This is a genomic window from Amycolatopsis sp. NPDC028719 (assembly GCF_055565395.1).
Genome location: NZ_JBVHUL010000003.1, coordinates 373,792 through 383,082, shown reverse-complemented (window position 1 = coordinate 383,082; position 9,291 = coordinate 373,792). Strand labels below are relative to the sequence as shown.

At 71.7% G+C, this 9,291-nt stretch carries 9 protein-coding genes; 7 read left to right on the top strand and 2 right to left on the bottom strand.

All coding sequences use genetic code 11. The features are described from left to right. Positions 1-253: 253 nt before the first annotated feature. Both ACZ4TR_RS15660 and ACZ4TR_RS15655 read right to left on the bottom strand, forming a co-directional pair. Positions 254-1,240: a DUF4097 family beta strand repeat-containing protein gene (locus tag ACZ4TR_RS15660; protein ID WP_465287682.1), complete on the bottom strand. Its 987-nt coding sequence runs from the start codon at positions 1,238-1,240 to the stop codon at positions 254-256. A gap of 11 nt (positions 1,241-1,251) precedes the next feature. Further along, positions 1,252-1,764, bottom strand: coding sequence for a toxin-antitoxin system HicB family antitoxin (locus ACZ4TR_RS15655; protein ID WP_465287681.1), 513 nt, complete (start codon positions 1,762-1,764; stop codon positions 1,252-1,254). Positions 1,765-1,884: 120 nt separating this feature from the next. Here ACZ4TR_RS15655 and thyX point away from each other — a divergent pair, with 120 nt between their 5' ends. From thyX to ACZ4TR_RS15620, 7 genes are all read left to right on the top strand, one after another. Continuing rightward, entirely contained in the window at positions 1,885-2,637 is a 753-nt protein-coding gene (gene thyX, locus ACZ4TR_RS15650) for an FAD-dependent thymidylate synthase (RefSeq protein WP_364527273.1), read from the top strand. Next, positions 2,637-3,035, top strand: coding sequence for an ACT domain-containing protein (locus ACZ4TR_RS15645; RefSeq protein ID WP_465287680.1), 399 nt, complete (start codon positions 2,637-2,639; stop codon positions 3,033-3,035). The genes thyX and ACZ4TR_RS15645 overlap by 1 nt, the downstream gene beginning before the upstream one ends. 129 nt (positions 3,036-3,164) lie before the next feature. Continuing rightward, positions 3,165-4,406, top strand: a complete 1,242-nt coding sequence (locus ACZ4TR_RS15640) for an Nramp family divalent metal transporter (protein ID WP_364527279.1) — start codon at positions 3,165-3,167, stop codon at positions 4,404-4,406. Positions 4,407-4,431: 25 nt separating this feature from the next. Further along, positions 4,432-4,878, top strand: coding sequence for a hypothetical protein (locus ACZ4TR_RS15635; RefSeq protein ID WP_364527281.1), 447 nt, complete (start codon positions 4,432-4,434; stop codon positions 4,876-4,878). Between the two features lie 97 nt (positions 4,879-4,975). Beyond that, positions 4,976-6,463, top strand: coding sequence for a serine/threonine-protein kinase (locus tag ACZ4TR_RS15630; protein ID WP_465287679.1), 1,488 nt, complete (start codon positions 4,976-4,978; stop codon positions 6,461-6,463). Between the two features lie 102 nt (positions 6,464-6,565). Then, complete coding sequence (gene dapA / locus ACZ4TR_RS15625; RefSeq protein ID WP_465287678.1) at positions 6,566-7,579, top strand: 4-hydroxy-tetrahydrodipicolinate synthase; 1,014 nt, start codon at positions 6,566-6,568, stop codon at positions 7,577-7,579. After that, positions 7,576-9,273 (top strand): ribonuclease J, encoded by a 1,698-nt coding sequence (locus ACZ4TR_RS15620; protein WP_465287677.1) that lies wholly within the window; start codon positions 7,576-7,578, stop codon positions 9,271-9,273. Before dapA ends, ACZ4TR_RS15620 begins: the two co-directional genes overlap by 4 nt. Positions 9,274-9,291 lie beyond the last annotated feature (18 nt).

Sequence of the window (9,291 nt, the reverse complement as noted above, 5' to 3'; positions counted from 1 at the left end):
CCCAATGTGGCGTTGGGTGCGCTGGACGCACCCAATGTGGCGTTGGGTGCGCGGGACGCACCCAACGCCACATTGGGGCGCTCGAGCCCGGACCGGCCGGAACCCCCACCGGGACCGCGGGCACGCACAAGAAACGGGCCGTTCCCGGAGACCCCGCCGGGAACGGCCCGTCACCCCCTTCGACCGGGCAGCCGCGGGAGTCGCCCGGTCGTGCGGGTCGGGTCCCGGCCCCCACCGGGACCGACCCCTTTCATCAGCCGGCCGCGCGCGTCACCACGGCGTTGCCGGAGCCCGTGCGGGCCCGCACCTTCAGCTTCACGCCACCCGAGGGAGCGCTGTCGGCGATGTCCAGCTCGCTGGACACCTTGCCTCCACTGGACGTCAGGTCGACCTCCGCCGCCGTTCCTCCCCGGATGCCGATGCGGACCTCGCCGGAGCCGGTGATCAGGTCGAGCGTGCCCGAGGCCGCGTCGGCCACCGACAGGTCGCCGCTGCCCGTGCGGGCCATCACCTCGCCCGACACCGCGCCCAGCCAGACGTCGCCGGTGCCGGTGGCCAGGGTCGCGGAGCCGGCGATCGACGACGCCTCGACGTGGCCGCTGCCGCTGCGCAGCTGCAGCCCGCCGAGCGTCGGGCCGAGCTTGATGCCGCCGCTGCCCGTGCGGACCGTCGCCGAGCCGTCGGCCCGGTCGAGCTTGACCTCGCCGGAGCCGGTCAGCAGGTCGACGCGGCCGGCCGAGCCGGTCACCGTGACGTCCGCCGCGCCGGCCCGCACCTCGACGTGCGAACCCGCCGGGGCGCGCACGATCACCGACAGCGCGACGTTGCGCAGCTGCCACGCCTTCGGAGCCTGGACGACCAGGCGGTTGCCGAGCTTCTCGATCCGGCTCTGCCGCACCGCCTCGGCCGGGTTGGTCCCCGACGGGTCGACGCCGAGCTGGTCGCCGAAGCGCTCGCCGACCCAGGACAGCAGGCTGTTGACCCCCGCGACCCACGGCTGCTGCTCACCCCGGTCGTGCCGCAGCTCGACACGGGCGCCGGAGTCGCCTTCGAGGACGACCTCGACGCGCCCGATCGTCACGCCGATGTCGAGCTCCAGCGGGACGTCGGTTTCGAACTCGTCGATCCGGACCAGCTCGTCGTTCGGAGCCGTGGGCTCCTCAGCCTGAGCCGTGGGCTCCTCGGCCGGAGCAGCGGGCGTGACCGTTTCTTCGGCCGGTGTCGTCTCTTCGTCACTCATCTTCGATCCCCTCAGCCTTCGACCCAGCCGTGCAGGTGCGACCCGGGCCGCTCGCCCTTGCCGTGGTGCTTGGTGCCCCCGCCGAACGAGCCGTGCCCGAGCGCCCCCTGCACCGCCTGGGAGACGAACGTGTTCAGCGAGACACCCTGTGCCTGCGCCGCGCGCTCGGCCTGCCCCTTGATCTGCTCGACCAGGCGCAGCGTGATGCGCGAGATGTCACCGCCGTCGACCGGTGGTGGTGGAGTGGTGTCACGTGGTGTCGCACGCGGCGGCGCCTCTTCGGCGGCTCCGGTGACGACCACGCGGACGTCCCGGCCGTCCAGCCGCACGTCGACCACCTGGCCCGGCAAAGCGGCCGTGACCTCGGCAGCGAGGTCGGCGAGGGCGTTCATCAGCGTCAGGCGGACGGCGGGTTCGAGCGCGGAGGACAGCAGCGCGGCCGCCCGCCGGGTCTGCTCGTCCCCGGCGGCAGCCGTGTTCGCGAGGTCCTCGCGAAGGTTGGCGATGTACGGCGTCAGGTCCATGACACCACTATGACGTCATCCGTGGTGTCAGTCAAGGAGACCGTGCTGTCACGTGTCCCCCGGGAGTGGGCGCCCGCACGCGGTTAGGCTGCCGGGGGAGCCTGCGGAAGGAGTGCGGACGTGGCCGAAACCGTGTCACCGAGGGTGCAGCTGATCGCCAAGACGGAGTTCTTCCCGCCCGCGGACGTCCCCTGGACGACCGACGCGGACGGCGGCGAGGCGCTCGCGGAGTTCGCCGGCCGCGCCTGCTACCAGTCGTGGAAGAAGCCGAACCCGGCCACCGCGACCAACGCCGGCTACCTCGAGCACATCATCGACGTCGGCCACCTTTCGGTGCTGGAGCACGGATCGGTGACCTTCTACATCACCGGCATCTCGCGGTCCCTGACCCACGAGCTGATCCGGCACCGCCACTTCTCCTACTCGCAGCTCTCCCAGCGGTACGTGCCCGAGCGCGACGCCGAGATCGTCGAGCCGGACGTCATCGCGAACGATCCCGTGCTGCACGAGAAGTTCCTCGCCGCGGCCCAGGCGAGCGTCGACGCCTACACCGAGCTCCTCGCCGGTCTCGAGGAGAAGTTCGCCGACGTCCCGAGCGCGACGCTGCGGCGCAAGCAGGCCCGCCAGGCCGCGCGGGCCGTGCTGCCGAACGCGACCGAGACCCGCATCGTCGTCACCGGGAACTACCGGGCCTGGCGCCACTTCGTCGCCATGCGCGCCACCGAGCACGCCGACGTCGAGATCCGCGAACTGGCCGTGGAGTGCTTGCGGCACCTGCAGAAAGCCGCGGCGAACGTGTTCGCCGACTTCACCATCTCGACGCTGCCGGACGGCACCGAGATCGCTACGAGCCCGAAGGTGTTCGAAGGCTGATGAAGCGTCTTGCGATCGATGTCCGTCCCGGCGAGTACGCCGTCGTCCGGCTGCCCCCGGACGCCCCGGTGCCCGCCGAGCTCCTCGCCCCCGGCGAGCCCGCGTTCGTCTCGGTGACCCGGACGCCCGAGGAGCTGTCCATCATCTGCCCGGCCGGGCGCGAACCGTCCGGCGGCACGGCGTCCGAGGACGGCTGGCGGCTGCTCTCGGTCCGCGGGCCGCTCGAGTTCACGCTCACCGGCATCATCGCCGCGCTGGCCTCGGAGCTGGCCGCGGCCGGCGTCGCGCTGTTCTCGATGTCCACGTTCGACACCGACCACATCCTGGTCCGCGCCACCGATCTCGGGCACGCCGTCAAGGCGCTGCGCGAGTCCGGTCACGAGATCGCGCACCCCTGACGGCTTTTCGGCGGGCGATTCACGGGTACTCCCGGCACGAGGGTGGGAGCCATCACCCTTGAAATCGAAAGTTCGGCACGCCTAAACTTCGATTTGGGATCCCCGACACCCGGTTGAGAGGCAGGCGCCATGGCGGTCACCGAGGCGGTCCGGCCGAGACTCGCGTCGCGCCTGCGTACCGGGTCGGCCCTGCTGGGCCCGGCGTTCGTGGCCGCGATCGCCTACGTCGACCCCGGCAACGTCGCGTCCAACATCAGCGCCGGCGCCCGCTACGGCTACCTGCTGGTCTGGGTCATCGTCGCGGCGAACCTGATGGCCGTGCTCGTGCAGTACCTGTCGGCGAAGCTCGGCCTGGTCAGCGGGATGTCGCTGCCGGAAGCCCTGCGCACCCGGCTTTCGCGGCCCGCGCGGCTGGCGTACTGGCTGCAGGCGGAGGTCGTCGCCATCGCCACCGACCTTGCGGAGGTCGTCGGCGGCGCCATCGCGCTCTACCTGCTGTTCGACCTGCCGCTGGTCGTCGGCGGCCTGGTCACCGGCGCGGTTTCGCTGACGCTGCTGGCGGTCCAGGACCGCGGCGGCCAGCGCACGTTCGAGCGCGTGGTCACCGGCCTGCTGCTGGTCATCGCGGTCGGGTTCTTGGCCAGCCTGTTCGTCGAGTCGCCGTCGGTCTCGGGCACGCTCGGCGGGCTGGTGCCGAAGTTCGACGGCACCGGCAGCATCCTCATCGCCGCCGCGATGCTGGGCGCGACCGTCATGCCGCACGCTGTCTACCTGCACTCCGGCCTGGTCCGCGATCGCCACGGCCTCCCGGACGTCACCACCCGCCGCCGCCTGCTGCGCGCCACCCGCGCCGACGTCGGCCTCGCGATGCTGCTGGCCGGCGCGGTCAACCTCGGCATGCTGCTGCTCGCCGCGACGAACCTGCAGGGCCAGACGGGCGTCGACAGTATCGAGGGCGCGCACGCCGCGGTCGCGGTGGCCCTCGGCCCGGGCGTCGCGCTGATGTTCGCGATCGGCCTGCTGGCGTCAGGCCTGGCGTCGACGTCGGTGGGCGCGTACGCGGGCGCCATGATCATGCAAGGCCTGCTGCACAAGCGGATCCCGCTGGTCCTGCGCCGTCTCGTGACCCTCACCCCGGCGATCGTGGTCCTCGCGCTCGGCGCCGACCCGAGCGCGGCGCTGGTCGTCTCGCAGGTCGTGCTGTCGTTCGGGATTCCCTTCGCGCTGGTGCCCCTGATCCGGCTGACGGCCGACCGTGATCTGATGGGGGCGGACGCCAACCGCAGGCTGACGACCATCGCGGCCGCACTGATCGCGGTGGTGATCATCGCGCTCAACCTGGTGCTGATCTACCTCACCTTCACCGGTTGAGCCACGAGCAGGGAGACCCTCCACCATGGCCTGGATCTTCGCCCTCAACGCCGAATGCGGTGGGCGGGAGACCCACGCCCGGGACCTCGCGCGCCACTTCCAGGGCTGGTCTTCCCGCATCTTCTCCGACGGCGGCAACGGCTGGTGGTGCGGAGTCACGCCCGAAGGCCTCGGCGAGAAGGGAATCGAGTCCGCCGAGGACGCGACGGCGTTCACCGCCGCCGGGCGCCGGCTCTACTGGATGCTCCGCACGGCGCCGCCGGTCTACCGCTACGCGCTCGCCGGGGTCGAGACCGACGAGTTCCGCACGTACGACGAGCTGATGGCCGAGAACGACCTGACGCGCTTCCCCGGTCTCGTCGTCAGCGAAGACATCTGGGCCGCGACCGGCAAGCGCAACGCGTTCAGCGACTTCGCCCCGGGCTACCGGTGGATCCCGTACCGCGGCGAGGCGTACAAGTCACCGCGCTGAGCCCCGCTGTACCCCGTCGGTCACGAATTCGGCGGAACCTCGAACGCTCCGGAACGGTCCGACTAGCATCTGCGCGACCGCCGCCAAAAGGAGCACCGTGACCGACGAACAGACCCGGCCGTACCCACCGCAGGCGCCCGTCACGCCTGGTCAGCGGGTTGTCGCCGGCCGTTATGCGCTCCTCGGCGAACTCGGCCGGGGCGGCATGGGCGTCGTGTGGCGGGCGCAGGACCAGGTCATCGGCCGGCAGGTCGCCGTCAAGGAACTGCGGCTGCCCGACGCCGAGTCCGCCGCCGTCTTCTCCGAGCGCGCCCTGCGCGAGGTGCGCACCGGCGGGCGGCTCAACGACCCCGCCGTCGTCACCGTCTACGACGTCGTCACCGACGGCGGCACCACGTTCATCGTGATGGAGCTCGTCGAGGCGCCGTCGCTGGCGGACCTGGTACGCCAGCGCGGCCCGATGCCCGCCGCGCAGGCCGCGCAGCTGGGGGAGCGGGTCCTCGCCGCGCTGCAGGCCGCCCACGCGGCCGGGATCGTGCACCGCGACGTGAAGCCGGCGAACATCCTCGTCGCGCCGGACGGCCGCGTGAAGCTCACCGACTTCGGCATCGCCCACGCCATCGACGACCCGCGCCTGACCACCAGCGGCATGATCGTCGGCTCGCCCGCGTTCATGGCGCCGGAGCGCGTCGAAGGCCGTGAAGCGCTGCCCGCGTCCGACCTGTGGTCCCTCGGCGCGACGCTGTTCTTCGCCGTCGAAGGCTCGATCCCGTTCGAGCGCGCGACCACCGCCGCGACGCTGCACGCGATCATGACCGAGATCCCGTACCTGACCCGCGGCCAGGGCCCGATCGCCGCGGCCATCCTCGGCCTGCTGGTCGCCAACCCCGACGCGCGCCTCACCGCCGCCCAGGCGCAGAACCTGCTGACCACGGCGCAGGGCGTCCGGCCGACGCCGCCGAACGGCACGGCGATGGTCCAGCCCATGACCCGGGTCGCGCCGCAGCCGCCGAAGAAGAACCTCCGCGCGCTGTGGATCTCGCTCGCCGCGGTGCTCGTCGTCGGCGCCCTGGTCGGCGGGTTCTTCGCGGGCAAGGCCTACGAGACACCCACTCCGGACGCCCAGAAGCTGCCGACCATGACCTACGGCCTCGGCGGCCAGGTGCGCGCGGACATCGGCAGCTACTACCGGTGCTTCAACACCCCGGTGCAGGATGGCGCGATCATCAGCGAGAAGGAGAACAAGGGCGACTGCACCTCGAGCCACCTGCTGGAGGTCTACGAGATCGGCGGCCTGCTGTCGGTCGAGAACTGGAACTCCGACGACGCCAGGGTGGCGGACTACCCGGGGCTGGCCGCGGTGACGGCGAGTGCCGAGGCGGCGTGTGCGACCGCGTTCCGCTCGTCGATCGTGCCCGAAGCCAAGCGGCAGGACCTCACCTTCCGCGCGCTCGTGCCGACCCAGGCGCAATGGCAGAGCCTGCCGGCGACGAGCAGCGACGAGCCCGCCCGCGACTTCTACTGCCTGCTCGCCCGTGCCGACGGCGGTCCGATCACCGCGCCGATCGTGACCAAGGTCAAGTAGAAGTTCCGCGACGAGCGGCCGCACTCCGGAAATCCTCCGCACTTCGCCGGACGTGACCAGGTCGGCGCGGTTTTCGTCGGTGCCACGGGGTACCGTCTCAGCATGTCCAACCCACCTACCGCAGCGCCCGGAAGGCCCTTCGGGCGCGTGCTCACCGCGATGGTCACCCCCTTCGACGCCGAAGGCGCGCTGGACCTGAAGCGGGCGCAGGAGCTGGCCGAGCACCTCGTGGAGCTGGGGAACGACGGCCTCGTCATCAACGGCACCACCGGCGAGAGCCCGACCACGAGCGACGCGGAGAAGCAGGAGCTCATCCGCGCCGTGGTCGAGGCCGTCGGCGACCGCGCGACCGTCGTGGCCGGCGCGGGCACCAACAACACGGCGCACAGCGTCGAGCAGGCGAAGCAGGCCGAAGCGGCCGGCGCGCACGGCCTGCTGGTCGTCACCCCGTATTACTCGCGGCCGAGCCAGGCCGGCCTGCACGCGCACTTCACGACGGTCGCCGACAGCACCGGGCTGCCGGTGATGCTCTACGACATCCCGCCGCGCTCGGTCGTGCCGATCGAGGTCGACACGCTGCTGCGGCTGGCCGAGCACCCACGGATCCTCGCGGTCAAGGACGCCAAGGGCGACCTGATCGCCGGCTCCGAGGTCATCGCCAACACCCACCTCGCTTACTACTCGGGCGACGACGGCCTGAACCTGCCCTGGATCTCCGTCGGCGGCACCGGCGTGGTGAGTGTGATCGGTCACGTCGTCGCGGGCCGGATCCGCGCGATGATCGACGCCTACGAGAACGGCGACACGTCCACCGCGCGCACCAACCACCGCGGCATGCTGCCGGTTTTGCGCGCGATGTCGCGGGTCGGCGGGGTCGCGTTCAGCAAGGCGGCGCTGCGGCTGCGCGGCTTCGACGCCGGCGAGCCGCGGCTCCCGATCGTGGCGCCGACGGCCGAGCAAACAGCCCTGATCGCCGGTGATCTCGGGCAGGGCGGCGTGCCGCTGGGCGACACGGCGGCCCGGGACTGGCATGGTGAGCGGGTGGCACAAGCAGATTCGAGGGCCGCCTACGTGGCGCCGACCTCGCACACCAGCGTTGGGACCCTGCCTCGGTGAGCTCACTTCCCCCAGGTCCAGGCCCCACCAACGCCCCGCCCGAACTGCCCGCCGGGGCCCTGCGCGTCGTCGCGCTGGGCGGTATCGGCGAGGTCGGGCGCAACATGACCGTCTTCGAGTACGCCGGCCGGCTGCTCATCGTCGACTGCGGGGTGCTCTTCCCCGAAGACGACCAGCCCGGCGTCGACCTGATCCTGCCCGACTTCCGCGCGATCGAGGACCGCCTCGACGACATCGAAGGCCTGGTGCTCACCCACGGGCACGAAGACCACATCGGTGCCGTCCCGTTCCTCCTGCGCCTGCGGCCGGACCTGCCGATCTACGGCTCGAAGTTCACCAACGCCCTGCTCGCGGCGAAGGCCAAGGAGCACCGGCAGCGGCCCAAGCTGATCCAGGTCCGCGAGGGCGAGCGCCGCGACGTCGGGGTGTTCAACCTCGAGTTCTTCGCGGTCAACCACTCCATCCCGGACGCGCTGGCCGTGGCCATCCGCACCCCGGCGGGCGTGGTGCTGCACACCGGCGACATCAAGCTCGACCAGCTCCCGCTGGACGGGCGCCTCACCGACCTGGCCGGCTTCTCCCGGCTCGGCGACGAGGGTGTCGACCTGTTCTGCGTCGACTCGACCAACGCCGAGGTGCCCGGGTTCGTCATGCCCGAGCGCGACATCGGCCCGGTCCTCGACGACGTCATCCGCCGGGTCGATCAGCGCGTGATCGTGGCCTGCTTCGCCAGCCACGTCCACCGCGTCCAGCAGGTCCTCGACGCCGCCCAGCGGCACGGCCGCCGGATCGCGTTCGTCGGCCGGTCGATGGTCCGCAACATGGGGATCGCGGCCGAGCTGGGCCTGCTCAACGTGCCGGACGGCCTGCTGGTCGACCTCGACCAGGCGAGTGGCCTGCCGGAGAGCAAGGTCCTGTTCGTCTCGACGGGTTCGCAGGGCGAGCCGCTCTCGGCGCTGTCGCGGATGGCGCGTGGTGAGCACCGGCAGATCTCGATCCGCGCGGGCGACACCGTCGTGCTGGCCAGCTCGATGATCCCGGGCAACGAGACCGCGGTGTTCGGCGTCGTCAACGGCCTGACCCGGCTCGGCGCGAACGTCGTCCACCAGGGCAACGCGAAGGTGCACGTGTCCGGCCACGCGTCGGCGGGGGAGCTGCTCTACCTGTACAACGCGGTGCGCCCGAGCAACGTCATGCCGGTCCACGGCGAGTGGAAGCACCTGAAGGCCAACGCCGAGCTGGCGATCCGCACCGGCGTCGCGGCGGACAACGTGGTGATCGCCGAAGACGGCGTGGTCGTCGACCTGGTCGACGGCAAGGCGTCCCGCACCGGCCGCGTCGAGGTCGGGCACGTCTACGTCGACGGCCTCTCGGTCGGCGACGTCGGCGAGTCGACCTTGTCCGACCGGTTGGTCCTCGGCGAGGGCGGGTTCATCTCGATCAGCGTCGCGATCGAATCCGCCACCGGGCGCCCGGTCAGCGCCCCGACGGTGTCCGGCCGCGGCTTCTCCGACGACCCGAAGGCGCTCGACGCCGTGGTGCCGCTGGTGGAGATGGAGCTGGCGCGCACGGAGGCCGAAGGCATCACCGACACCCACCGGATCGCCCAGGCGGTCCGCCGGGTGGTCGGCCGCTGGGTCGCCGACACCTACCGCCGCCGCCCGATGATCGTCCCGACGGTCATCCCGGTCTAGCCCCGCCTCTGAAGGCCA

What these genes read in the sequence shown, in the direction of transcription:
- ACZ4TR_RS15645 (WP_465287680.1), top strand. Translation starts at nt 2,637, where the DNA reads ATGAAGCGTCTTGCGATCGATGTCCGTCCCGGCGAGTACGCCGTCGTC.
- ACZ4TR_RS15635 (WP_364527281.1), top strand. Translation starts at nt 4,432, where the DNA reads ATGGCCTGGATCTTCGCCCTCAACGCCGAATGCGGTGGGCGGGAGACC.
- ACZ4TR_RS15640 (WP_364527279.1), top strand. Translation starts at nt 3,165, where the DNA reads ATGGCGGTCACCGAGGCGGTCCGGCCGAGACTCGCGTCGCGCCTGCGT.
- dapA (WP_465287678.1), top strand. Translation starts at nt 6,566, where the DNA reads ATGTCCAACCCACCTACCGCAGCGCCCGGAAGGCCCTTCGGGCGCGTG.
- ACZ4TR_RS15660 (WP_465287682.1), bottom strand. Translation starts at nt 1,240, where the DNA reads ATGAGTGACGAAGAGACGACACCGGCCGAAGAAACGGTCACGCCCGCT.
- ACZ4TR_RS15655 (WP_465287681.1), bottom strand. Translation starts at nt 1,764, where the DNA reads ATGGACCTGACGCCGTACATCGCCAACCTTCGCGAGGACCTCGCGAAC.